Genomic DNA, 23755 nt, shown 5'->3' with positions numbered 1-23755 from the left:
CTAACACCGGCCTTATTTTCTCCCTTGTCACATCAATTCAACACCCCGGTTTTGCCACGGTTTGCTAGATTTAATCTAATATCATAGCCATAAGAGGAGGAACATTTGCATGTCAGCATGGAAATCACTCGCAGGGAGCAGTGTGATGTTCTTTTCCCTGTCGGCGCCCGCCGCCCCTACCAGCGAATTTGCTTACACTGAACAACTGGACAGCGATAAACGCATGAAATGCCTTTATGGGTATTTTGCTGAGAAGACCGGTGATCATGAGTTTGCTGTGGCCATTTTAGAAGACTGTATCGCACGCTGGAACGATGTGTATTCGATGCTGCTCTTGGCACAAATCCACGAGAACGGTGTGTACGCCCCGCCGGATCCTGCTCGTTCTACTGCCTTGATGAAACGTGGCGCAACAATGGATGATGAGGCTGGGTATTCACGGCTGGCCCGGTATCATTATGGTAAAGCGCTTTATGAAGGGTTTGGTACACAGATGGATAGGATGCGGGGACGTGAATATCTGCGTATGGCCGCCAGTGAGGGGGTGACGGATGCTTGTGAGTATTTGCAGGCAAAAGGAGAATCCTGTTAAACAAGGGAATATACCCAAGAAACCTGAACTCAGCATACTCAGGTTTCTTGGGTATACGCGTAAAGTTTCCTATCCTTAGAGTGTCTCATTGATGAGGCGGTGTGCAAGGGGAGCATGGAATATGCTCATAGGAGTTGTAGCACAAAGGTAAGAAGTCATGTGTACTATATTTGCCGGGCAGGATCCCGCTAATTACGAAATGCACTCACGTTCAGTCCGCCTTGCAGGTCATTCAACCAGTGTAAGGCTGGAGAAAAAATTCTGGCAGATCATTGATCATCTTGCCCAGGAACAAGGCATGAACACCGGCAAGTTCCTTACTACGATGTATGATGAAGCCCTCGACATTAACGGTGATGTCAGCAACTTTGCCTCTCTGCTGCGTTGCAGCTGTATTCTCTATCTCAGCGAACCCCACGGTGTCCTGAACTTGGCTAATGCTGAATTGCGACAGCGTGAAACGCTGGATAAAGCGGGATGAAAAAGCGCGATAGCAGCCAACAACCTATATTAACAATTTTTTCACATGCGGTAGCATGATACCACCCAAGCCGAATACCCCGTCGTTATAGTGGAATGACTTAATAAACACGGAGGTATTTATGGCGAAAATGATCCATTCCATGATTCGGGTACTCGACCCGGATCGTTCTCTCTCATTTTATAAAACTGCACTGGATCTGGATGTTGCACAGCGGTTTGACTTTGATGGCTTCTCTCTCATCTATTTGCGTAATGACAGCAGTGACTTCGAACTTGAACTGACGCACAACCACAGCCAGACCGAAGCGTATACCCACGGCTCCGGTTATGGTCACTTGGCTGTGTGTGTGGACGATCTTGCTGCTATACACGCCAAACTTTGCGATGCCAACCTGAATCCTACAGAGATGAAAGCCATGAGTTACAACGGAAAACCCATGGCGCGTTTTTTTTTCCTGACCGATCCCGATGGATACAAAATCGAATTCCTTGAGCAGTCTGGACGTTTCCAATAGAAGAAGCGCTATCTTGCTTGCGAAAGGAAGCTGAAAGCGAGGAGAGCAATCATGAATAACGTGAACCCTGCCTTTTCAAGGCGAACCATTTTAAAAATGGGTGCATTGACGGCCACCGCGGCGTATGCCTATGCGGTAGCCGGATTGTCCCTGTCTGGCAAAAGCTGGGCACTCACCGTGAAGGCACTGGATAACAAAACGGCGAATGCCCTGATCAGCATCAGCCGAAGTATTTATCCGCACCCTGAATTGGACGACCTTTTTTATGCTGCCAGTGTTGAAAGTATTGATGCACAAGCGGCGAAAGACCCCTCACAATTGAAAGCCATTATTGAAGGCGTGGCCTCCCTGACCAAGGCCGCTGATGGAGACTGGAACAGCCTGCCAGAAGCCAAACAGGCAGCCTTGTTGCAACAGGTGGCCAGCGAGCCCTTTTTCCAAGCCATCCGCAGTAATATGGTGGTTTCCCTTTACGACAACCCTGGCCTTTGGCCTGCTTTTGGTTACGAAGGCCCTTCTTTTGAGAAAGGGGGGTACATCAACCGCGGCTTTAACGATATTCAGTGGTTGCCAACACCGGACAAGGAGGTCTAGTCATGGCGAAGCAATTTGATCTTTCAGACAACAGTGTTGTGGTGGTGATTGGCTCCGGTGCCGGTGGTGGCACACTGAGTAATGAATTGGCACAAAAAGGGGTGGATGTGGTGTGTCTGGAAGCTGGTTCACACCTCGATTACCGCAAGGATTTTGAAAACAACGAATGGAAAATGTTCGGCAAGGAGGCTTGGCTCGAACCCAGAACCACGTCCGGCAGTTGGGAAGTAGCAAGGGATTTTCCCGGTTTGCCAGCGTGGATTTGCAAAACTGTGGGCGGTTCGACCCTGCACTGGGCTGGGGCCAGCCTTCGTATTCAGGAGCATGAATTTCGCACCCGGGATGTGTATGGCGATATCAAAGATGCCAATTTGCTTAACTGGCCGATCACCCTGGCGGAGCTTGCACCTTATTACGACAGAGCGGAAGACAAAATGGGGGTGACCCGCACCCATGATATTCCGGGATTACCCGGCAACAACAACTTCAAAGTGTTGCAGGCCGGTGCGACCAAGATCGGTTACAAAAACGTGCACACCGGACGAATGGCGATTAACTCCCAACCCCGCGATGGACGGGCTTCGTGCCAACAACTGGGGTTTTGCTTTCAGGGATGTCGGATGGGGGCTAAATGGTCGACGTTGTATACCGAAATCCCGAAAGCAGAGGCGACAGGGCACTTTGAATTGCGCCCCAACAGCCACGTACTGAAAATCACCCACGATGTGACAGGCAAGGTTGATGGCGTGCTCTACGTGGATGCCGATGGGAATGAGCAACACCAGAAAGCGCGCATTGTCTGCCTGGCAGGGAACTCGATTGAAAGTCCGCGCGTGTTGCTTAATTCCGCAACTGCCATGTATCCGGACGGGTTAGCGAACAGCTCTGGGGAAGTGGGGCGTAATTACATGCGTCATGTGACAGGTTCTGTGTACGGGGAGTTTGAGAATCCGGTAAACATGTACCGTGGTACCACAATGGCAGGCATTGTTCAGGATGAGGCCCGGCATGATCCTTCACGCGGCTTTGTTGGTGGGTATGAATTAGAAACCCTCTCGCTTGGTCTGCCGTTTATGGCTGCATTTTTACGGCCAGGGGCCTGGGGTGAAGAATTTGCCAAAGACATGGAAGGGTATGAACGCATGGCGGGTATGTGGATTGTTGGCGAAGACATGCCACGGTCAACCAACCGCGTCACACTCAACACGGATGTAAAAGACCAGTTTGGCCTGCCCGTACCGAACGTGCACTATGACGATCACCCCAATGATATTGCTATGCGAAACCATGCTTACCAGCAGGGCAGTGCGATTTATGAGGCGGTAGGTGCGGTGAAAATCCATCGCGTGGTCCCTTATCCTTCGACCCATAACCTCGGCACAAACCGGATGAGTGCCAGGGCGCAGGATGGTGTGGTCAACAAGTGGGGACAGTCACATGATATCGACAACCTGTTTGTGTCGGATGGCAGCGTCTTCACCACGGGGGCGGCGGAAAACCCAACCCTGACCATTGTTGCGTTGGCCATCCGTCAGGCGGAATATATCGCCGATGCCATGAACCAAAAACATCTTTGACTGTAAACATGCCCTCCGGCGAGGTTGGAGGGCATGTTACTTGGTTGAGGTTACTGGGCTGAGAATAATATCAGGCAGTCTTATACGCAATAATCTGGTCACGCAGTTGCTTGGCAAGCTTATCCAGTATTGAACTTGATTGTGCACTGTCTGCCGCCTGCTCTTGTAGGATTTGTGCTGCGGCATGCAACTCTGAAATGAGTAAAGAAATCTCTTGTGAGACCGAGGTCTGCTCATTTGCCGTTGCGGCGACTGTGGTGTTCAATTCGGCGATGTCATTGATGGCATTGGCAAGATCACGCCAGCGTTCTGATACCTCGCTGATATTGGTGACTACTTCATCCGTTTTGTTTTGTCCGTTTTGCATCGCTTTAACGGTAGATTCGGATCCTTGGCGCAAACCTGCAAGGACTTCTGCAATTTCAGAAGTAGACTCCTGGGTCTTCTGTGCCAGTGCCCTGACTTCATCTGCAACGACCGCAAAACCACGACCTTGTTCACCGGCACGGGCAGCTTCGATAGCTGCGTTTAGGGCAAGTAAGTTAGTTTGTTCTGCAATTCCGCTAATGACAGTCATCACTTCATCTACGCGGACAACACGTTTGGACAAATCTCCAACAGCCGATCCCGCCGATTCAATATCCTGGCGAAGCTGGGTCATCAATGCGTTGACGGATTCCATTTGAGTGGCACCTACTCCAGCAGATTCCGTTGTTTGTTGCGTGCTGTCAGAGGTTTCATTGGCACTGCGTGCAATCTCTGCCGCTGAACGTGAGAGCTCTTCTACCGCAGTGGAGGCCTGTTCTGTTTGCTGTTGTTGGGCATTGGCTGACTCTGACTGTTTCTGAGAATTGCTATTGAGTTGGTTCGATGCCGTTGACAGCTCATTGGCTGAGCGCTGTAGTCCGCTGATTAAGTTTGCCAACTGATTATGCAGTTTGGCCGCAGACGCATTAATCATACCAATTTCGCCCAAACCGATTGCTGAAGGAGTACTTGTTAGGTCTCCACTGGCAATGATATCCAGCTCTTTGGCTGTCGCTTCCAGTGGACGAGTGATGAACTTCATGATGAGCATATAAGCAAGAGCAAGCAGCACGATACTGATACCAGTCACTGAAATGATAGAAATTTGCACCAGTTCACGTGCTGTCGATTGCAGGATTTGTCCATGCTTTTCAGCGGACTTGCTTAAGACATTTGACAGTTCATCAAGACGTGCAGAGGGTTCACGGTCAATGCCGCTCACCGCTTTATCACCTGCAGTATGGTTATAATTCGCATTCACGAAATCATTAAAACCACGACGGTAATCCGCTCCCATCTTTTTGTGCGACCTCAGGAAATCATTGGCCTGGGATGTCTGCTCCGGTGAATCGTTCAACAAGGGGACTAATTCCCTGCCCAACGCCTGGATTTTTGACTCTTGCTCTTGGAAGCGGCCCCAGTATTTCTCACGCTTCCCATCATCACTACCGCGGATCAATACGTTTTTCCACTCTTGTACCTGCCGCTTGAACTCAATATTCATTTGGTCCGCGAGCTGTGCGGAGCGAATCTCTGTGTTAACGACAAAATCGTATTCTTTCAGATCATCGCGCAAAGAAAGGATCGTTGTGAGGGAAATTGCTGTCAGAATAGCGATTGCTGTGGTCAGAATACCAATCACTACCCCTTTGATACTGAGATTTTTCATGAAAAACCCGCTGCTTCACATTCATCAATAAGTCTCTTTCAGTGTAGATTCGAATTTGAGACATGCATAATTTGTTGATTTAAAGACATCTTGGAGAGGTGTGTGGTATACAGCGTGAAAATGAAAGCGCTGACGTAGACAGTTTTACCATGCAATGCGGCATTCCGTAGAGTGAGGCCTCATGGTGTGGGGCGTTGCAGAGCGGGCGGTTAAGTTGTTGGCGCTGGAGAGGTTAACCATTCAACCGCGAGTGTTTCCAGCGATGCCCAATCGGTAATTTTGCAGGTGCCAATATGAAAGCTAGAGGATGTTAGTTGCCCATAACGTTTAAAGATCACACCTTCTCTGGGGTATTGGATCTCACAGTGGATGGAGGTAGCGAGGGTATCAATGTCGAAGGCAATGAGCATCACAGGAAGTGAAGGGTCGATACCACGCACATTTACCCTAAGTACCACGGGCAGGCCGCGTTCATTGGCAAACATATACATGGGTACAACATTGTGTTTGTTGCTGTTAGGTAGCAGCGTTTGAAGACAATCCAACCGGTCTAACATTTTGTTCCCCTTCAAAAAGTAAGGACTGATACCAAGCAATCTGGATTCGGGCAGCTTGAGGCTGTTTGGGTACATGCACCTTACACCCTTTATTCAGAGTGTAGTGTTAAATCCTGGCATGAAGCATGAATTGTGTATATCCAGCCATCTTCAGGTTCTAAATCTTCTTTTCAGAGCACACTGACTTATTCCTACATTAAAAAATGCCCCGACAAGTGCAGACCTGTCGAGGCGTAAGGGCATTATTTATTGATAATAACGACCGAGATATTCCCATTCATGGTTACTGGCATTGGGATCAGTTGGCCATGGGAAATAGCCGTATCGGTGGGTTTTCAGACGATAATAGTGTTCCCCTCCCCGGAAATGATAAACATAGATATCGTTCACGTTTCCGTAGGTGCCGTTATCGCCCCATTCATGCATGGTGTCTTGCTTGTACCATGTCAGCAGCTCATCCTCAAACGTGGTGACAGAGCTTTTCAGTTTTGTCACTAAACGCTCAATCGTGGTATCTGAGCCTACGAAGTACCAGTCATCATTTGAACCATACCAAGGGAACTCGCCGCCTTGTCCCGGACGTTTTTGGATAAAGTAACGGCGTTCACCGCTTTCTTCTGTTCCCGTTGCGAAGACAGCATTCTCGCTTTCTCCCCATTTCGTCGTTGTGCGCTCATCCCAGCTCAGCACGCGATCCTGACCGAAGTATTGCGCCACACGCGTTGCGGTATCTACGCCACTATTGCGGTTCAGTTTCACTGGGTTCAACGCCAGGTTGACATGGTCATCGGCCGATCCCAGGAAATGCCAGTCGTCGTTACTCTGACGGTTATTGGGCATTGGACCTGCGTTCTCATCAGCCATGATAAAGTAATCGCGGGTGCCAGTATTTGGGTTCGCATAGACATACAATGCACCAGTTCGGCGGGCGTTAGAGGTGACACCGTTATTGATTTCACCGCCACCCCAATGTGCCGCAACATAGGCATCAAATTCGCTAAAGGATGCAAAATCCATGGTCTTTAGCCCTTGGTGCTCACTGAAAGTAGGCATCGCTTCCACCACCTGGCGATAACCCTGCTCCTGACCAATAACAACCGGCCCATTGAGCGCATCAATAGGTGGATGTTGATCCGGCGTCAGGGTATCGAGCATGGTTTGACCCTGTGCATCTTCACAGCTTAAGGCAATCTGTGCCGGTACTGTCATCGCCAGATTGACATGGAACTTGTTGCTTTCGTTGCCGTTATGACGGCCACCGGCAAGCTGAATGCTTTCTTGAGTGCCATCCTGACGCGTCACGGTCAGGCTACACATACGCTGGGAATCAAAGCGTGGATACCAGATGCCGGGCTGGTGTGAGGAGTAGTACCAGTCAGCACCGTTCTTGTGTTTGATGCCGGGGATTTGCTGGCAAGCATTGTCTTTAACAAACCCTGCGCCTTCGTGGTTCACATCCCCTTTATCCAGAACACACAGTTCCTGTTCGCCCAGCGTCGCGGTAGGTTGGTAGGTCACCCGGCCATCACCGAATGTTGACAATAACGAATAGTCGCCCTGTGCTGAAACCGGCGTGACCCGTGAGCCATTGATATCCCAGTACATATCTTCACCGGCTTCACAGCGGGAAAGTGAAGGGTTTTCAGCGCCGACGAAGTTAGCAGTCTGGCCGTTACTTGCAGTAAAAGTAAACTGACAAATTCGCTTCAGCTCGCCGTTTTCCCGCATTTTGCGCCAAATATCGGCGTTGAGTTGTGTATCGGTCAGGGACGTTACTGGTTGCCAACCTTCCACTTGGAAGTCAATGTCGGCGGATTGTGGCAGATCGAACACATTGCCGTAGTTTGAATACAGCGGCGGATAAATCTGGCTCGGTAGCTGATTCATCGGATCGTATACGCCCAGTAATGTGACGACAGGCACACCTGTTTGAGACGGTTTGGGCGCGTCTGTCTGAACGACATCATAAGCTTGGGTGTGTCCATTCCAGCGTACATAGCCGCTTGGGCTGCTGCTATCCAGGTTGGCCGCTTGGTTTAACCAGTTCTGAGTTTTCCGGCTTTGAGCAGGGTGTTCAAGAGTGAATCGGCTGATAGTACCGACTCGCTCAGCTTCACCGCCGTTTTGTGCATCCCGGGTAAAGCGGAACTCCCCTTTAAATGGTGGAACAATCTCACCGCCTTGCTCTTGGGTGTATGCCTCGCCTGTCCAGTGAAGGTTACCGATAAAGCGTTGATAGAATGCATCCCAGCCCCAGCCTGATTCCTGATCGTGAACGGATGCCATATAAGGATAATGGCCCAGACCATAGTTATGGCCGAGTTCATGTGACCATTCATTACCAGTTGTGCCTTCTAGTGTGACGATACCACCGCCACCACTGCCACCATGAACAACAGTCTGTGAGCCGCCATTGCTTGGGTGTGTATAGACACCGACGTTAGTGTGCGCCGTAATGTGGTTAAAACCACGATGACGGTTGTATTGTTGTGAGGCACCTGCAGAATCTGAAATACCGAAGTTTGCATTGTTAATACCGGTAGATACCAGCGCCTTACCGATGGCTTCACGCATGTCGCCACTGTGCCAGCCACCGGTGCTGTCACTTTTTGTGGTGTAGACTTTCCCGTTTGGCATCGTCACTTTTTCAAAATGCGTAGGCGTGTAATCCGCCATCACCAGTTTTGAAACCGGGATTTTCTGGTAATAGTCCGCTGCCAGTGTTGCCATCTGCTTGATCATGGTGTTCTGACCACGTGGTGGGGTGAGCATGCCCATGTCGATATTCTGGATCACTAACTCAGGTGCACCACCAAAGTAAATGCCGGTTTCAGGTAGCTCACCGGTACGGCCAGTATTGTCAGTAATGCGCAGTGACAGGCCAGGCTGCATCCAATCCCATTGCATGTTTGCTGACCACGCATAATGGGAATACACCACCTTGGTACGGCCATTATCTGGTTGATCGTTTTCAGGCAGAGCGCTCGGAGGTGTCATCGGCATGCGGTGGATGAGTTCACCGGATTGATACACTTCCAGCCACAGCTGATTGATGGTGTTATCTGTCGGGGTAAACAGCAGCAGCGCAGCCCGCTTCATTACCGGATCCGGGAACAGGCCATGTTCATTGCCATAAGGCGCGCTGTTGGTGTTGGTCTGGGCAAACGTCAGCAAACCTTCCAAATCGCCCGCCAGACTATTGGTCACCGGTTGTTCATCCGCAAACCCAAGGCGTGCAGGCGCGGTGGTAAATGTCAGTGTTTTCGTTTCACTGCAGCTTGTGCCTTTGCAGAAAGAGAGCTCTGCCTGATAGGTGGTATCAGGCGTTAACTCACCGATAAAAAAGCCGGGGCTGACATTTGCAAACTGACGCTTAGCCGCAGGGTCTGATTCAGGGAAAAGGGAGAGGGTCGCAGAGGCACTTTCATCTTCTGACCACACAAGGAAAACGCCCTGATCGGAAACACTGTGGGCAACCAGTTTTTCGGGGGCTGGCGGAGCCAAATCACGGCAATCTGAGGCTTCAATGCGCTGAACCATTGGGGCTTCCCAGGCATAGCCGCCCCCGGAGACAGGGGTTCCCCGTGCTGCGGGAGAATACTGGATGTAACACCCTGACAGTGTTTCATCGTAGTTGATGCCACCAAGATCCTGATTCATCAAATAAAAACCGCCGTCATTCATCATGAATGTCCAGCGGTCATCCAGCCCGTCCATCACAGCGCGGTAGGCACTGTCATTGCCACCCAACATAAACGGGAAGCTTGGGTAGTGGTCAAAATTGACCAGATATTCATGCCCCTGATAGCGAAGATACGTGCGGCCGCCTTTTTCAAACGTGCCTTCACCGCGCTCAGCCAGTGCCTTTAAATGTTCGATTTGCTTAAATGCATATTCACTGACACGCGTCAATTCTTCCGGAGAGGCCTGCACGGCTCCACTGAGGCTGCTTAGGGCAGCTGCGATTAGTATTGATAGTTTACGTTTGTTCATAAAATACCTGCAACATAAAGACGATTATTGTCTATAAATGCATCCAAATATGTTCTTTTATTATGACAAGTGTATCAATAGTCGGATGCCTCATGATTATCTTTCATGGCAAAAAAGATCACCAAAGAGGCGTAACAGGATTGGGACTTTCGTTCCATTCAGTGCGAGGTTGAATGTCGATAATGTATAACGGGTTCAGATTGTGTAACCATAACATATTGATTAATAAGCGACATATGCCAAAGGTGGAATTCTGACAGGGAGGCCTGAGAAATGATGAGAAACGAGGTCAACAGACCCTAGAGAGTGGTGACATCCATGTCTTACTTACCGGTGAAGAAGAGGCTGAGAGAAGAAGAGTTGGGTGTAAATTTATGAATAATTACGTTTTTCACTGCCATGAAAGTGTTTGTCACAGTCACATAAACAACATTGGGATGGAAGCGATTGTCTAGAAAAAACAATTTTTGTAATAAGAATTAGACAATCCGGTTTGGTATGGTTAAGCGGTTCATTTCTAATGAGGTAACTAACCATGAGATTGTATAACGCACCTGAGATTCACCATCCTGCAAATGTTTCTAATCAAACTCATGTCTTCCATAATGGAAAGCAGGGAGGGCTCGAGCTAGAAATAAAAGCTCTCAGACAAGAGCGGGAAAGAAATAATGAAAAAATCGCAGAGTTTTGTATTGATATGAGCATGATGATGAGCGCTGCCCAAAAAGCAGGGAATGTATGCTGCGTGTCCATCCCATGCCTTCTACCGACACAAACGACACAACAGTTCGTTGTAGATTTCAGCTTTGGGCAATAATGCTTGTCAATTAGAACAGGCATTCTATCACTAAAAAACCTCCCAAAATGGGCAATGCTGATCAGTTAAGGATCGGTTGACCGATCCTTCTGATGAGTCAGAATCTGAAATCATTCATTGATTTCAGATTTTTTATGCCTATTACCTCATATCTAAGTGATTTTCTCGAAGAATCACCCGTTGATGTTTCCCAACTCACGACGTTTGCTGAGCATGTCCCTTCAGAATGGGTTGCTGCAGCCGCATCCCTCTCTACTCAAGCCACCATCAGGCGTAGAAGATTACCCAGCGATATGGTCCTGTGGTTAATCGTGGGGATGGCATTCTTCAGAAATGAACCGATTGCTGAGGTAGCCCGTCGGATGAACATCTGTGCTGAAGGGCTTGCTGACGAAGCGCTTCTCGCCAAAAGTGCGCTGACTCAGGCTCGTCAACGACTCGGCTCTGAAGCACCTAAATGGTTGTTTAAAAAGTGTAGTGAGGGATGGGGCAAAGAAAGATACCCAGAGGATGATTGGCATGGCCTCCAGGTTTTTGCTGTTGATGGTGCATTATTCAGAACGGCAGACACTCCAGAGCTTCGCGAACACTTCGGCTCTGGGAACACCTCGGGTAAACGTCAAACACCCTACCCAGTTCTCCGACTTGTTACCATGATGAATGTGCGTTCTCATATCATCATTGATGCGGATATCAGTCCCTACCGTCGAGGTGAAATCCCCCTCGCTCAGCCCTTCATTAGTTCGCTTCCTGATAACTCGGTAACGCTGTTGGATAAAGGGTTCTATGGCGCAGATTTGTTGCTGAGCCTATCGGCTAGCGGTGTAAACCGTCACTGGCTCATTCCGGCTCGAAAGGGATTGGTGTACACGATTCTCGATGAGGAAGAAACCAATGACAATCTTATCGAAATGAAAGTCTCCCCTCAGGCCAGAAAAAAGAATCCGAGTCTACCTGAGAAGTGGCAAGTCAGGGCGGTGACTTATGAAGTGGATGGAAAAGAGAAGACCGTGTTTACTTCACTGCCACGAGAGAAGTACAGCGCTGAGCAAGTGGCCACGCTCTATCATGAGCGGTGGGAGATAGAGTTGGGATATCGAGACATCAAAAGCTCTATGCAGCACAATGCCATGACGTTGAGAAGTAAGACAGTCGAGCTTGTTTATCAGGAGTTATGGGGACTGCTTCTTGGATACAACCTGGTGAGACGAGAGGCCAGCCAAGCCGCGGTAGCTCATGGTCGTGCACCAAATGAAATAAGCTTCAAATACGCTTGCCAGTATATTGCGAGTCAACTAAGGATAATGAGCAAAGCTTTATCTCCGGGCAATACGCCTAAGAGGCTTAAGGCATTGAGAGGAGACTTATCTGTCCTGTTCATAGAAAAACGCCCCAGACCATCAAGACCTAGGGCAGTTAAAATGTCAAAGACCCGTTATCCGATTAATCGCAAAGCGGCTCCGCTTAAGTGAACTGCATTGCCCAAAATGGGAGGTTTTTTAGTATCCGTCCACTCTCTCATTGCGCATCTAGTGCGAGAGATTACTGAACTATCTGTTCTGGTTGGTGTTTAGGTCAGTCAGCGGTGCTTGGGCTGATACGAGTGTTGAGCTCACGGCGAAATCTCTGTAATCAGACTCCTATATCGTTAATGAGGTTATTGCGGTGGTGTTTCACGATAAATGAACGTTACGCAAGCTTCCGAGAAACCGGCTGACGATGTCATAGAAACCTCATAATTTGTGTGATTATTTGGATTAAAGTCAGAATCGCTAGGATTTGTCGTGTCCAGGATAGTTGTTTGTTGTTAACCGAGTGACATATCTCTCTTGGGTTTTCACTGTGAAAGGTTTACACATGAACACGGAAATGGAAAAACTTGAAGCAGCCGCTGTTGCGGTGGCGAATAACGGCTACTTGGTCAATGTTTCAGAAAACATGAAGGACTTCACGCCAGAGGATTACCAAACATTCTATTCCAATATGGTAGCCTGGCTTGAGCCGACCAAAACACGTCTACAGGTGGGGTTGGAGCGGTTGAGGAGGGAAAATGACCGCTCATTGGATCCGGTGATTGCGGCATTTGAACACAACATCCTCGACGAATCTGGGGAAGGGTGTGTGAAAAGCGATTCGCATGCTGTGCTCTTCAATAAGTCATGTCATACCTATTTTGAGCAGGTTTACTCTGCGCCGCTTAGCTGTTATGCGCCCAGCTTCGAAACTCTCCACCTCAGGGATGCGTCACTGTTGCTGTTTTCTAAAGACAGTTTCGAGATGATGGGAGCCTGTTTCGCCCAGGAGGTCCATGCCTTGCCCCAGTTACAGCGGATGTATCAAGGGCACCTCGCGCTCAGGGACAAATGCCATAATGACTGGGCGCAGGTCAGCCGGTTTTACGACGTTCACTTTGACGGGACGGAAGCCCGGCATGCGGAAGACCTGCGGCAAACCCTGTTTGGTGTGGTGGACACCAAGCCCAGGATGACCCTGTTCAAGTCCGGCTTTATATCCATGATTTGCCTGCTCACCCAATTCTGGAAGTCATTGGAGGTACGTACTGCGTGAATACCGCTTACCTTCCCTATTTTCTATTTGCGTTCCTGGGGGGCTGTATCATCCCGGTCCAGGCTGTCATGACCAATGCCCTCAAAAGCAAACTGGCAATCGATCAGGTTGATGCGACCTTCATCCTGTACTTGGGCGGGGCTGTCACCTCGCTCTTTTTTTCCCTGGTTATCAACAAACACAACGTCCTGTTGAAGTTTGAACTGTCCGACTGGTGGATGTGGGCGTCAGGCTGTATAGGGGCGTTTTACATCTTCTTTATGTTTATTGCCTTTCCCAAACTGGGGGTGTCGGTGTCCATCCTGTTTGTGTTCCTGGGGCAGGTGGTGCTGTCTGTGGTGATTGACCACTTCGGGTTGTTTGGGATGCCTCGCCACTCCATTTCGGTGACAAAAGCAGTGGCTTTGGCTCTTATTCTGACAGGTGCGGTGCTCATCATGTATGACAGCCAGAAAGGGGTGTAGGTGTAAGAGTTTAATAGGGATTGATGAGGCATTACAGTGGAGAATATGAGGTGATACTTGAATTTGACTAAAGTATGAGTCGCCGCGGAAATTGCTGGGACAATGCACCGATGGAAAGGGCTTTGATATTCGAGTGATGCACCGAACGATTATCAAGCTACAGCGTGAAGGGATTTTGACTAGCAGAAAGGTTTTCTATTACGGTATTTCATGGCTTCGCTATGAACTCACCGACGCAGGGAGGGCACTAGATGTTAGTCATTCCTGATTCTGAACTGGCGAAAGTTGATTGGGATGATAGGGCGTTCGTAAAAGAGCGCCTTTCCTGTTTGCCAGCGAAAGCGCAAAAAAAACTGTTCAGCCGTTACACAGCGATTCCAGACAAGTTCGCCAGAAATACTTATCTTCGTGAGCTGGTCGATAGCCTTGTTTCAAAACTTACCGTTTCTCCCGAAAAACTTAGCCTCAGCACGTCAGAAGATGAATTACAGGAAGAAGCCGAACATTTGGTGGATTCCGCATTGTCAATTCGTCGAACTATGATGGGTAACGAGGAAGAAGCCTTATCATTACTTTCTGCCATTTGCCGTGGCTACGGTGTTACCCCACCAGATGAGAACAAATACAAGCAGGAAGGGCGATTAAGGCGTCTGTCAGACAAGTCTTGGTGGTTGCGTAACCTTCGCAAGGCACAGCGGAAAAACATAGAAACCACCATGCGCCACATTGGGGAAGTGAACCGCTGCAAAGCTATTTATTGCTCAGACGAAACGCTTAACGCCAGAGCGGCACAGAAATTCCAGCATACGGGATATCTGTCAAAGACAATGATGACCAACCAATACGGACAACGCTTTAGCCTGCTGGAGCTTTCCAAAAAAGGCGTATCTGATCCAAAAATACGCAAAACCGAATTGATGGTTCGTGCGCGTGGCTTTGAAGATCTCGCCAACGAGCTAGGCCATGTTGCCACCTTTCTCACCATTACTTGCCCGTCAAAGTATCACCGCAGCTATGCCACTACCGGCGACGATAACCCCAAATGGCAAGGTTATACGCCAGTAGAAGCACAAACCTATCTCAACGAGAACTGGAAACTGGTTCGCGCCAAGTTGCAGCGAGAAGACGTGCGTTTCTATGGTTTTCGCGTCGTAGAGCCGCAACATGATGGCACACCGCATTGGCATTTACTGTTGTTTGTCGAACCTCGACACTATGACACTTTGATAAACATCATGCGTGATTACGCCATGCGCGAAGATGGCGACGAGAACGGCGCAGATAAGCACCGTTTCACCGAAGTGAAGATAGACCCAAATAAGGGTTCAGCAACGGGCTATATCGCTAAATACATCTCCAAAAACATTGATGGTGAGAATCTTGAAGCAGGTGTTTACGGTGAAGACCCAAAATGCGCAGCGGCAAGGGTGGATGCATGGGCGGCCTGTTGGAGCATTCGCCAGTTTCAGCAACTTGGCGGCTGTTCGGTAACGGTTTGGCGCGAATTACGCCGTTTAAAGGCCATGATGGGTGAAAGTAAGCTGGTGACAGAAATCCATGCAGCAGCGGATAAAGGTTGTTGGAAGACGTTTACAGACTTAATGGGCGGTGTGTTCTGTAAACGCACTGAACAGGCTATCGCGCCGCATTATGAACTCGCCGTGGATACGGCAACGGGCGTTGTGAAAACCTCGATGTATAGCGAAGAGGAGCTTTTGAAGGTACTGAAAGGCATCTCCGCAGCTGGGAAGACCATTATCACTCGAACTAACGAGTGGCATCTGTCTTAAAGACAGATGCGCTTTTACTTGGAGTTCTGTGAATAACTGTATTTTTGTATTGGAACTCTTAAAACATGGTTTGCATCTCGTAAGGAAAGCTATGTACTTGTATCTGGTTACTCTGTCTACTAGGTTGACTCCAAAGGAATTATCAATAACATGCCTTCCGGTTCGGGGAAGGGGAATGTATGAACGATATTGATGTAAGAACTACTGTTCATAATCGGCTCTTGAAAAAATACCACGAAGATGCAGACTCTATCGTTGTGGACGAGTTTGGTTTAGGGCAAGGAGTTGTAAGAGCTGATATCGTTGTTGTTAACGGTATTCTTCACGGTTACGAGCTGAAAAGTGCCAAAGATAATTTGAAGCGCTTACCTCAACAAGTAGCCCTATATTCTGCAACGTTAGACAAAGCAACTCTTGTCGTATCAAACAATCACTTGCAGGAGTCACTCCAAATAATCCCTAGTTGGTGGGGAGTGAAAGTTATTGAGCCAATGGCTAGAGGTGGGTTCAAGCTTAGAACTGCTCGTAGAGACAAGAAGAATCCATCAGTTGATTTGCATTCGTTAGCCCAGTTGCTCTGGCGAGATGAAACTCTCAAGGCTCTCGAAATGTGTGGTATTACGACTGGAGTACAATCAAAACCAAGATGGGCTTTATGGGAAAAGTTGGTTGAGGCGATGCCCTATGACCAACTTCACCAGTATGTCAGGGTTTCACTTAAATCTCGGACTGATTGGAAAGGTGTTTCACGATCATAGTTGCGTGGTGATTGACCCCTGCCTGTCGCCATGTAGAGCCTGTGCCACTTGATACTTTGTTCTCGCTTCTGTCAGATATGTGTTTATCTCCCCAGCTATATTTGTTGCCAAAGCTCCTATATTCAACGGTATCGATAAGTATCTTACAAAGTGCTTGAGTTTGACTCCAGCCCGCCCCTTTCTTACCACCGCGCCCCTTAACTTGCTCTCCTTTTACATATATCCAATGTAGTGGTGAAGAGTATCGGATGGTCGCTGAAGGGTTCATAAATTCCACAGGAGTATCGTAAGACAATGTTGCGGCAGAGAGGCAATAATCGCCATAGTTGGGGGACGCTACTATATTGAGGCTTGATAGGTTCTTCCAAAGTTGAACTTCAAGTAAAGGTTCTCTCAGAACTTTGTGTTTTTCTGCTCCACTCATAGAGTCACGGTATGAGCTAGAGGCTATTGATGTATTTTTCCAGCCTTCTAACGAGGTCATATTTTGAAGTAGAGAAACAATGGAACTTTGTCTTTTGGAAAAGTTCTTCTCGTTGACTCCCTTTAAGTCAAATATCAATCTTATCTGAGCCTGTTCTAGGCCTAGTGCTTTGTAGAGGCGGTTGTTTTCTGATTTGATGGCTTTATATTCTCTATCGTCGGCGTTAACGCGGATGCATACTGACTTGCATTTGCAATCTACGATCGCTTGGATGAGATCGTCGCTGCTTGTATCCGTTACTACTGGTTCAAGCTGGATGTTATGCCTGGTGCATAGATTATTAAGGTAAGTAATGGTGTGCACTAAATCACCAGCGTCACTTTCAAACACTGTGTCATACAGGCTTACATCCACTGCCAAGGCTTGGCCATTGAGTGTTGTAAGCATTAACTTTTCGAAAGTATTTTTTAAATGTTCCTCTAGAGTAATCTTATCTCCCCCTCCATCTCGAACTGACCTTTGCGGGATTTGTGTCAGTTCCCATGTAGGATAGACATTTTCTCTGACACCCGGTGATAACTCTTTGATCGCGTCGCACTCGCCGCGCTGAACTCGCAGTAGAGGGAAATATATAGACATGTAAACCTATTAGCCGTATGGATTAATAGTCAAAGCTATCGAATGTCGCTTGTTATGCAATCGGATTTTTATGGTTTTGCGACAAGGTAGATATGTGATGGGAGGAGAGGGCTAATCAATCTGCTACATATATGCTACACAGAAGCTGAAAAGCAAAAGGCCTGAGTGGTTACTAACCTCTCAGGCCTTTAAATATGGTGGCCCCTATGTGACTTGAACACATGACCAATCGATTATGAGTCGACTGCTCTAACCACTGAGCTAAGGGGCCGTTTAGGCGGTCGATTATAAGGGTTGGTGGCGGGGGTGTCTAGATGTAAGCATTCCTGATCGGTATGGATTTTAATCACTTGAACGGATTCTTAAATATAAAAAAGGCGAGCTGTATGCTCGCCTTTCCATTATGCCGGTTAAACCGCGTTTGGATTATTCATCCAGGAAGCTGCGCAGTACTTCTGAGCGGCTTGGGTGACGCAGTTTACGCAGTGCTTTTGCTTCAATTTGACGGATACGCTCACGTGTTACGTCAAACTGTTTACCCACTTCTTCCAATGTGTGGTCGGTGTTCATGTCGATACCGAAACGCATACGCAGCACTTTCGCCTCACGTGGCGTCAGGCCTGCCAGTACTTCGCTGGTTGCCATTTTTAGGTTATTCATGGTGGCAGAATCCATTGGCAGTTCGAGGGTGGTATCCTCGATAAAGTCGCCCAGATGTGAATCTTCATCGTCACCGATAGGGGTTTCCATGGAGATTGGCTCTTTGGCGATCTTCAGCACTTTGCGGATCTTGTCTTCTGGCATTTGCATGCGTTCTGCCAGCTCTTCCGGCAGTGGTTCACGGCCCATTTCCTGAAGCATCTGGCGTGAGATGCGGTTCAGTTTGTTGATGGTTTCAATCATGTGAACAGGGATACGGATAGTACGCGCCTGATCAGCGATTGAACGGGTGATTGCCTGACGGATCCACCATGTTGCGTACGTCGAGAACTTGTAACCACGACGGTATTCGAACTTGTCTACCGCTTTCATCAGACCGATGTTACCTTCCTGAATCAAATCCAGGAATTGCAGGCCACGGTTGGTGTATTTCTTGGCGATAGAAATAACCAGACGCAAGTTTGCTTCAACCATCTCTTTCTTCGCACGGCGGGCTTTCGCTTCACCGATGGACATGCGACGGCTGATGTCTTTTACGCGCTCAACAGAAAGACCGGTTTCGTCTTCAACGATTTTCAGCTTCTGGATGCAACGGCGAAGATCTTCTTCGTGCTGCTTGAGGCGTTCTGCGTATGGTTTATCAGAGGCCAACGCCTTATCCAGCCATGCGTCTGATGATTCATTGCCGGCAAACAATTGTACGAAGGTTTTCTTCGGCATTTTTGCTTGGTCGACACACAGGCGCATGATGATGCGCTCTTGAGTGCGTACACGATCCATGGTGTCGCGCATTTCGTTGACTAGGCGGTCGAACTGTTTTGGTACCAGACGGAACTGCTTGAACACTTCAGACAACTCGGCGATGGCGACGGTGGTCTGTTCGTGGAAGCGGCCGTATTTCTGGATTGACTGTTGCATGCCTTCGTAAGCGACGCGCAGTTCATTGAACTTTTCACGCGCCAGCTCTGGATCGATGCCAGTATCTTCTTCCGCTTCGTCTTCGCTATCTTCGTCGTCATCGTCGTCTACGTCGTCGTCTTCATCGTCCAATTGCTCGTCGGTGAGCTCTGAGCCGATGTGGGTCGCAGTAGGGGCGATGTCGTCTTGGTTAGGATCAACGAATCCGGAGATGATGTCAGTCAGGCGAAGCTCTTCAGCTTCCACTTTGTCAAATTGGTCCAGCAGTGATGAGATAGAACCTGGGTACTCGGCAACCGATACCTGTACTTGGTTTATCCCATCTTCGATGCGTTTGGCGATGTCGATTTCGCCTTCACGGGTAAGCAGTTCTACTGTCCCCATTTCACGCATGTACATGCGTACAGGGTCAGTGGTACGACCTATTTCAGATTCAACGCTGGAAAGTGCTGCTGCGGCGGCTTCAACGGCATCTTCGTCTGCGACAGTTTCAGACATCATCAGCTCATCGGCATCCGGCGCTGTTTCCACCACCTGGATACCCATGTCGTTGATCATTTGAATGATGTCTTCTATCTGATCAGAATCGACAATGTCTTCCGGTAGGTGGTCATTTACTTCTGAATAGGTTAGATAGCCTTGTTCCTTACCTTTGGCGACAAGCAACTTTAGCTGTGACTGCGGATTTTGATCCATAGACGATATCCAACTTCGGGTCTGAGTGAAGAATTTAGTATGCGGAAACGCAAACTGCCAATTTTAGCAAAATACAAGTATGCTGGCTAGTTTCTAGTCGGGCCGGTTGAGGATTAACAACTGCAATTCCCGCTTCTCTTCGACTGATAAGCCGACGGTATTCGATTTAGCTTGCAACTTGGCTATTTGTTGTTTGACACACTGGTCCAAAATTTTGTCCAGTGAGTCTAAAAATATATCTAACGCATTGTTTTCGTTGATAGGTAGTTCCCAACTTGCCAATTTGGCCAACAATGCTTCTTGATCTGTGCCGCGCCAGTATTCGAGCAGCTGTCCTGTCGTAATATTGGGACGGGACCGGCAAAGTTCAAGCATCGAGGTGAATAAATTTAAGCCAGGGATCTCAAGTTCTTCCACCCCCTCTAAGGGGGGCACATTCTCGACAAACCCTGGGTTTTGTAATAACAGGGTTATCACCTCTCTCATGGGAGTACGTTTTATTTCCGGCAATGGCTTACGCGTTTGCGCCTGTCCTTGCCGGCTGATGAGTTTTTCCAGTTGTTGCTCATCAGGTAGACCGAGTTTTTGCCCCAACATGTTACGCAGATACAGTCGAAGTGTGCCGCCGGGCACTTTATCAATCAGTGGCACCGCCAGTGTGGTCAGTTTGGCTTTACCTTCCTGACTGCTGGTATCGACCTGTTCCATCAGGGTATTAAACAGGAATTCGGACAGTGACATGGCACTGGCAAGGCGCTGTTCAAAGCCGTCTTTGCCTTCTTTCCGCACCATGGAATCCGGATCTTCACCGTCGGGCAGGAACATAAATTTGAGCTGCCGGCCGTCCACAAGGTGGGGGAGCGCCTGCTCCATAGCACGCCATGCGGCGTCACGTCCTGCGCGGTCGCCGTCGTAACAGCAGATCACGTTGGAAGTCTGGCGGAACAGGGTTTGAATGTGTTCCGCTGTGGTAGATGTGCCAAGTGAGGCAACAGCATAGTCGATGCCAAATTGCGCCAGTGCCACCACGTCCATATACCCTTCGACCACGAGCAGTTGTTTCGGCTCACGGTGGGCCTGCAACACTTCGTACAGACCGTATAACTCGCGCCCTTTATGGAATATTGGAGTTTCCGGCGAGTTGAGGTATTTGGGTGTACCATCGCCCAGCACCCGGCCACCAAAACCAATCACTCGTCCACGGCGATCACGGATGGGGAACATCACACGACCACGGAAGCGGTCGTAACGGCGTCCGTTGTCGTTTTCAATCAGCATGCCGGTGGAAACCAGTGCCTGCTGGCTGGTGTTATCCCGGCCAAAGCGGGAACGTACCTGATCCCATTCGTCAGCGACGTAACCAATGCCGAATTTTTTGACGATTTCACCAGACAGGCCACGGCCTTTCAGGTAGTCAATCGCTGTTTTCCCGGCATCGCTGCGCAGCCCTGATTGGTAGAATTGGGCAATCTGGCCCATCATCTGGTACAGGTCGCGTTTCTGGTCACTGCGTGCATACGGCCCTTTGGGGGCACCGCCGGATTGTTCCCGGGGCACGTCCAGACCAAGGGTTGATGCCAGCTCTTCAATTGCTTCGACAAACTCGAGACGGTCATACTCCATAACAAAATCGATGGCATTGCCATGGGCACCACAACCGAAACAGTGATAGAACTGTTTTTCCTGGCTGACGGAGAATGACGGGGTTTTTTCGTTATGGAAGGGGCAGCAGGCACCGTAGTTTTTGCCTTGCTTTTTAAGTTTCACCCGCGCGTCTATCAGCTCGACAATATCTAGTCGTGCCAGCAGATCATCAATAAATGAGCGGGGGATCTTTCCTGCCATAAACCTTCAGAATTCGGTAGTTAAGAGCGTTAAATACCCAAGCTATCCGCTATTTCGGTTAGCTTGGGTATCATCAGTATTTGTTACTGAGCGAATACGAACAAGCCGCGCACTCCAAAATTGGATAGCACGGCTTGTTTGCAGGTTGGGTAAACGTTAAGCCAGATTGGCTTTAACCAATTGGCTGATTTTACCCATGTCAGCTCGGCCCTGAACCTGAAGTTTCAGGACGGCCATGACTTTACCCATGTCTTGCATGGAGCCTGCACCGGAAGTTGCGATGGCTTCTTTCACCAGAGCATCAACTTCTTCGTCGCTGAGTGGCTTTGGCATGAACTCTTCCAAAACGGCGATTTCAGCCAGTTCCACATCAGCCAGGTCATCACGGCCTGCGGACTGATATTGCGCTACGGAATCACGGCGTTGTTTCACCATTTTGGTCAGCACTGCCAGCACGTCATCTTCGGTCAATGTTTTCTGACCGTCGATTTCCTGCTGTTTAATGGCAGCCATGATCAAACGGATGGTGCCAAGACGTGCTTTGTCTTTGGCTTTCATTGCCGTTTTTTGTTCGTCTTTCAGACGTTCAATCAATTCCATGCCGCAATCCTGTATTAATCGTAATTAGTACAGGCGAACGCGACGTGCGTTTTCGCGAGCCAGCTTTTTCAGGTGGCGCTTAACTGCAGCGGCTTTAGCGCGTTTGCGAACGGTAGTTGGCTTTTCGAAGTGCTCACGACGGCGAACTTCAGAAAGGATACCTGCTTTTTCACAAGAGCGCTTGAAGCGACGCAGTGCTACGTCGAATGGTTCGTTTTCACGTACTTTAACTACTGGCATGTGCCTTTCACCTCGGGGGTTAGTCAGTTATCGCTGGAGACAGTTTGACCAGCTTTGATTAAAAATGGTGCGGAATTCTAATCCGATACTAGGGTGCTTGTAAAGCATAACTGGTGAATTTGATGCCGCCCATGTAATATTGCCACCTGTTTTGAAAACTGGCAGATCGAAAGCGGATCGATCTGGGATCCAAGCAAGCTGAGGTGTTATGCGAATTCTGGGCATCGAGACGTCATGCGACGAGACTGGCGTGGCAATTTATGATGATGAAAAAGGTCTGTTGGCGCATCAGCTATACAGCCAGGTCAAATTGCATGCCGACTACGGCGGTGTCGTGCCAGAGCTGGCATCTCGCGATCATGTGAAAAAGACGATTCCGCTGGTAAAGGCGGCGCTGGAAGAGGCCGGCCTGACGCCGGAAGATCTTGATGGCGTGGCATATACCGCAGGCCCGGGCTTGGTGGGTGCACTGCTGGTCGGTGCAACCATTGGCCGCAGCCTGGCGTACGCATGGGGCATTCCTGCTGTTCCCGTTCATCATATGGAAGGGCACCTGCTGGCGCCGATGCTGGAAGATAACCCGCCGCCGTTTCCGTTTATTGCCTTGCTGGTTTCTGGCGGCCATTCGATGATTGTTGAAGTGAAGGGGATTGGTGAATACCAGATCCTCGGTGAATCGATTGATGATGCGGCCGGTGAAGCATTTGACAAAACAGCCAAGTTGATGGGATTGGACTATCCGGGCGGCCCGCTGCTTTCTAAACTGGCCGAAAAAGGTGACAGTAGCCGTTTTATTTTCCCGCGTCCGATGACCAATGTGCCGGGTCTGGACATGAGTTTCTCTGGCCTGAAAACGTTCACGGCGAACACCATTGCTGCCCATGGCAATGATGACCAAACCCGCGCAGATATCGCCCGTGCGTTTGAGGATGCGGTCGTGGATACGCTGGTGATCAAGTGTAAGCGCGCGTTGAAGCAGTGCGGCATGAAACGGGTGGTTATTGCGGGAGGCGTGAGCGCAAACCGTCACTTGCGTGCCAAGCTGGAAGAGCTGGCGAAAAACATTGGCGGTGAGGTTTACTACCCGCGCACTGAGTTTTGTACCGATAACGGTGCCATGATCGCATTCGCTGGTATGCAGCGCCTGAAAAACGGTGAGCATAACGACCTGGGTGTGAAAGCCTTCCCGCGTTGGCCCATTGATACGCTTAAGCCGATTGAAGGGTAAGAGCGAAGAGCAGGGCCTAGGAAAAGAAGGACCTAGGAAAAGCGAAGAGCGGTCCTGGGAATTTAAAAAGCGGTCCTAGGTCCTAGGAAGAACGAAAAGTA

The 23755-nt window shown here is 49.1% G+C and carries 20 protein-coding genes and 1 tRNA gene; 12 read left to right on the top strand and 9 right to left on the bottom strand.

Annotated features, from left to right (window positions below):
• Window positions 1-109 precede the first annotated feature (109 nt).
• The 5 genes from VHA_RS10455 (at window position 110) to VHA_RS10435 (ending at window position 3761) form a co-directional block, all read left to right on the top strand.
• Window positions 110-592 carry an SEL1-like repeat protein gene (locus VHA_RS10455; protein WP_040528635.1) on the top strand — a complete coding sequence of 161 codons (483 nt, stop codon included), beginning with the start codon at window positions 110-112 and terminating at the stop codon, window positions 590-592.
• Between the two features lie 157 nt (window positions 593-749).
• Window positions 750-1073 carry a ribbon-helix-helix domain-containing protein gene (locus VHA_RS10450; RefSeq protein WP_040528633.1) on the top strand — a complete coding sequence of 108 codons (324 nt, stop codon included), beginning with the start codon at window positions 750-752 and terminating at the stop codon, window positions 1071-1073.
• 121 nt (window positions 1074-1194) lie between these two features.
• Window positions 1195-1590: a VOC family protein gene (locus VHA_RS10445; protein ID WP_005504031.1), complete on the top strand. Its 396-nt coding sequence runs from the start codon at window positions 1195-1197 to the stop codon at window positions 1588-1590.
• A 51-nt stretch (window positions 1591-1641) separates the two neighbouring features.
• Window positions 1642-2184, top strand: a complete 543-nt coding sequence (locus VHA_RS10440; RefSeq protein WP_005504030.1) for a hypothetical protein — start codon at window positions 1642-1644, stop codon at window positions 2182-2184.
• A gap of 2 nt (window positions 2185-2186) precedes the next feature.
• Entirely contained in the window at window positions 2187-3761 is a 1575-nt protein-coding gene (locus VHA_RS10435; protein WP_005504029.1) for a GMC family oxidoreductase, read from the top strand.
• A gap of 70 nt (window positions 3762-3831) precedes the next feature.
• On the opposite strand, the gene VHA_RS10430 is transcribed toward VHA_RS10435, so the two are convergent.
• The 3 genes from VHA_RS10430 to VHA_RS10420 all read right to left on the bottom strand — a co-directional run bounded on the left by VHA_RS10430 (window position 3832) and on the right by VHA_RS10420 (window position 10007).
• On the bottom strand, window positions 3832-5457 hold the full coding sequence (locus VHA_RS10430; RefSeq protein ID WP_005504028.1) for a methyl-accepting chemotaxis protein: 1626 nt from the start codon (window positions 5455-5457) through the stop codon (window positions 3832-3834).
• Between the two features lie 209 nt (window positions 5458-5666).
• Window positions 5667-6014 (bottom strand): hypothetical protein, encoded by a 348-nt coding sequence (locus VHA_RS10425; RefSeq protein ID WP_040528758.1) that lies wholly within the window; start codon window positions 6012-6014, stop codon window positions 5667-5669.
• A gap of 246 nt (window positions 6015-6260) precedes the next feature.
• Window positions 6261-10007 carry a M66 family metalloprotease gene (locus VHA_RS10420; RefSeq protein WP_040528631.1) on the bottom strand — a complete coding sequence of 1249 codons (3747 nt, stop codon included), beginning with the start codon at window positions 10005-10007 and terminating at the stop codon, window positions 6261-6263.
• Window positions 10008-10542: 535 nt separating this feature from the next.
• Here VHA_RS10420 and VHA_RS10415 point away from each other — a divergent pair.
• The 6 genes from VHA_RS10415 (at window position 10543) to VHA_RS10390 (ending at window position 16404) form a co-directional block, all read left to right on the top strand.
• Entirely contained in the window at window positions 10543-10824 is a 282-nt protein-coding gene (locus VHA_RS10415; protein WP_040528629.1) for a hypothetical protein, read from the top strand.
• Window positions 10825-10958: 134 nt separating this feature from the next.
• Entirely contained in the window at window positions 10959-12296 is a 1338-nt protein-coding gene (locus VHA_RS10410) for an IS4 family transposase (RefSeq protein WP_040528107.1), read from the top strand.
• A 385-nt stretch (window positions 12297-12681) separates the two neighbouring features.
• Window positions 12682-13392 (top strand): DUF3865 domain-containing protein, encoded by a 711-nt coding sequence (locus VHA_RS10405; RefSeq protein ID WP_005504024.1) that lies wholly within the window; start codon window positions 12682-12684, stop codon window positions 13390-13392.
• Window positions 13389-13856 (top strand): DMT family transporter, encoded by a 468-nt coding sequence (locus VHA_RS10400; protein ID WP_040528628.1) that lies wholly within the window; start codon window positions 13389-13391, stop codon window positions 13854-13856. Before VHA_RS10405 ends, VHA_RS10400 begins: the two co-directional genes overlap by 4 nt.
• Window positions 13857-14107: 251 nt before the next feature.
• The gene (locus VHA_RS10395; RefSeq protein WP_005504022.1) at window positions 14108-15646 is read left to right on the top strand and encodes a replication endonuclease; all 1539 of its coding nucleotides are present in this window, start codon (window positions 14108-14110) and stop codon (window positions 15644-15646) included.
• Between the two features lie 179 nt (window positions 15647-15825).
• Window positions 15826-16404 carry a sce7726 family protein gene (locus VHA_RS10390; protein ID WP_040528626.1) on the top strand — a complete coding sequence of 193 codons (579 nt, stop codon included), beginning with the start codon at window positions 15826-15828 and terminating at the stop codon, window positions 16402-16404.
• Here the strand turns inward: VHA_RS10390 and VHA_RS10385 are convergent.
• The 6 genes from VHA_RS10385 to rpsU form a co-directional block, all read right to left on the bottom strand.
• Window positions 16364-17467: a beta family protein gene (locus VHA_RS10385; protein ID WP_005504021.1), complete on the bottom strand. Its 1104-nt coding sequence runs from the start codon at window positions 17465-17467 to the stop codon at window positions 16364-16366. The two genes, VHA_RS10390 and VHA_RS10385, sit on opposite strands and share 41 nt — an antisense overlap.
• Window positions 17468-17662: 195 nt before the next feature.
• Window positions 17663-17738 (bottom strand) — tRNA-Ile (locus VHA_RS10380).
• Window positions 17739-17893: 155 nt separating this feature from the next.
• On the bottom strand, window positions 17894-19741 hold the full coding sequence (gene rpoD, locus VHA_RS10375; protein WP_005504020.1) for an RNA polymerase sigma factor RpoD: 1848 nt from the start codon (window positions 19739-19741) through the stop codon (window positions 17894-17896).
• A 93-nt stretch (window positions 19742-19834) separates the two neighbouring features.
• Window positions 19835-21586, bottom strand: a complete 1752-nt coding sequence (dnaG, locus tag VHA_RS10370; RefSeq protein ID WP_005504018.1) for a DNA primase — start codon at window positions 21584-21586, stop codon at window positions 19835-19837.
• Window positions 21587-21742: 156 nt separating this feature from the next.
• The gene (locus VHA_RS10365) at window positions 21743-22186 is read right to left on the bottom strand and encodes a GatB/YqeY domain-containing protein (protein WP_005504017.1); all 444 of its coding nucleotides are present in this window, start codon (window positions 22184-22186) and stop codon (window positions 21743-21745) included.
• A 24-nt stretch (window positions 22187-22210) separates the two neighbouring features.
• On the bottom strand, window positions 22211-22426 hold the full coding sequence (gene rpsU, locus VHA_RS10360) for a 30S ribosomal protein S21 (protein ID WP_002537656.1): 216 nt from the start codon (window positions 22424-22426) through the stop codon (window positions 22211-22213).
• A gap of 208 nt (window positions 22427-22634) precedes the next feature.
• Here rpsU and tsaD point away from each other — a divergent pair, with 208 nt between their 5' ends.
• Window positions 22635-23654, top strand: a complete 1020-nt coding sequence (gene tsaD / locus VHA_RS10355) for a tRNA (adenosine(37)-N6)-threonylcarbamoyltransferase complex transferase subunit TsaD (protein ID WP_040528624.1) — start codon at window positions 22635-22637, stop codon at window positions 23652-23654.
• The last annotated feature ends 101 nt before the right edge of the window (window positions 23655-23755 follow it).

Origin of the sequence: Grimontia hollisae CIP 101886, from assembly GCF_000176515.1 — a bacterium.
GTDB lineage: Bacteria > Pseudomonadota > Gammaproteobacteria > Enterobacterales > Vibrionaceae > Enterovibrio > Enterovibrio hollisae.
Note: the sequence above shows the minus strand (reverse complement) of the source record. Positions and strands in the feature narration are given on the sequence as shown.

Coding starts and splice junctions, on each gene's coding strand:
- VHA_RS10455 (WP_040528635.1), top strand. CDS start 110: ATGTCAGCATGGAAATCACTCGCAGGGAGCAGTGTGATGTTCTTTTCC.
- VHA_RS10450 (WP_040528633.1), top strand. CDS start 750: ATGTGTACTATATTTGCCGGGCAGGATCCCGCTAATTACGAAATGCAC.
- VHA_RS10445 (WP_005504031.1), top strand. CDS start 1,195: ATGGCGAAAATGATCCATTCCATGATTCGGGTACTCGACCCGGATCGT.
- VHA_RS10440 (WP_005504030.1), top strand. CDS start 1,642: ATGAATAACGTGAACCCTGCCTTTTCAAGGCGAACCATTTTAAAAATG.
- VHA_RS10435 (WP_005504029.1), top strand. CDS start 2,187: ATGGCGAAGCAATTTGATCTTTCAGACAACAGTGTTGTGGTGGTGATT.
- VHA_RS10430 (WP_005504028.1), bottom strand. CDS start 5,457: ATGAAAAATCTCAGTATCAAAGGGGTAGTGATTGGTATTCTGACCACA.
- VHA_RS10425 (WP_040528758.1), bottom strand. CDS start 6,014: ATGTTAGACCGGTTGGATTGTCTTCAAACGCTGCTACCTAACAGCAAC.
- VHA_RS10420 (WP_040528631.1), bottom strand. CDS start 10,007: ATGAACAAACGTAAACTATCAATACTAATCGCAGCTGCCCTAAGCAGC.
- VHA_RS10415 (WP_040528629.1), top strand. CDS start 10,543: ATGAGATTGTATAACGCACCTGAGATTCACCATCCTGCAAATGTTTCT.
- VHA_RS10410 (WP_040528107.1), top strand. CDS start 10,959: ATGCCTATTACCTCATATCTAAGTGATTTTCTCGAAGAATCACCCGTT.
- VHA_RS10405 (WP_005504024.1), top strand. CDS start 12,682: ATGAACACGGAAATGGAAAAACTTGAAGCAGCCGCTGTTGCGGTGGCG.
- VHA_RS10395 (WP_005504022.1), top strand. CDS start 14,108: ATGTTAGTCATTCCTGATTCTGAACTGGCGAAAGTTGATTGGGATGAT.
- VHA_RS10390 (WP_040528626.1), top strand. CDS start 15,826: ATGAACGATATTGATGTAAGAACTACTGTTCATAATCGGCTCTTGAAA.
- VHA_RS10385 (WP_005504021.1), bottom strand. CDS start 17,467: ATGTCTATATATTTCCCTCTACTGCGAGTTCAGCGCGGCGAGTGCGAC.
- rpoD (WP_005504020.1), bottom strand. CDS start 19,741: ATGGATCAAAATCCGCAGTCACAGCTAAAGTTGCTTGTCGCCAAAGGT.
- dnaG (WP_005504018.1), bottom strand. CDS start 21,586: ATGGCAGGAAAGATCCCCCGCTCATTTATTGATGATCTGCTGGCACGA.
- VHA_RS10365 (WP_005504017.1), bottom strand. CDS start 22,186: ATGGAATTGATTGAACGTCTGAAAGACGAACAAAAAACGGCAATGAAA.
- rpsU (WP_002537656.1), bottom strand. CDS start 22,426: ATGCCAGTAGTTAAAGTACGTGAAAACGAACCATTCGACGTAGCACTG.
- tsaD (WP_040528624.1), top strand. CDS start 22,635: ATGCGAATTCTGGGCATCGAGACGTCATGCGACGAGACTGGCGTGGCA.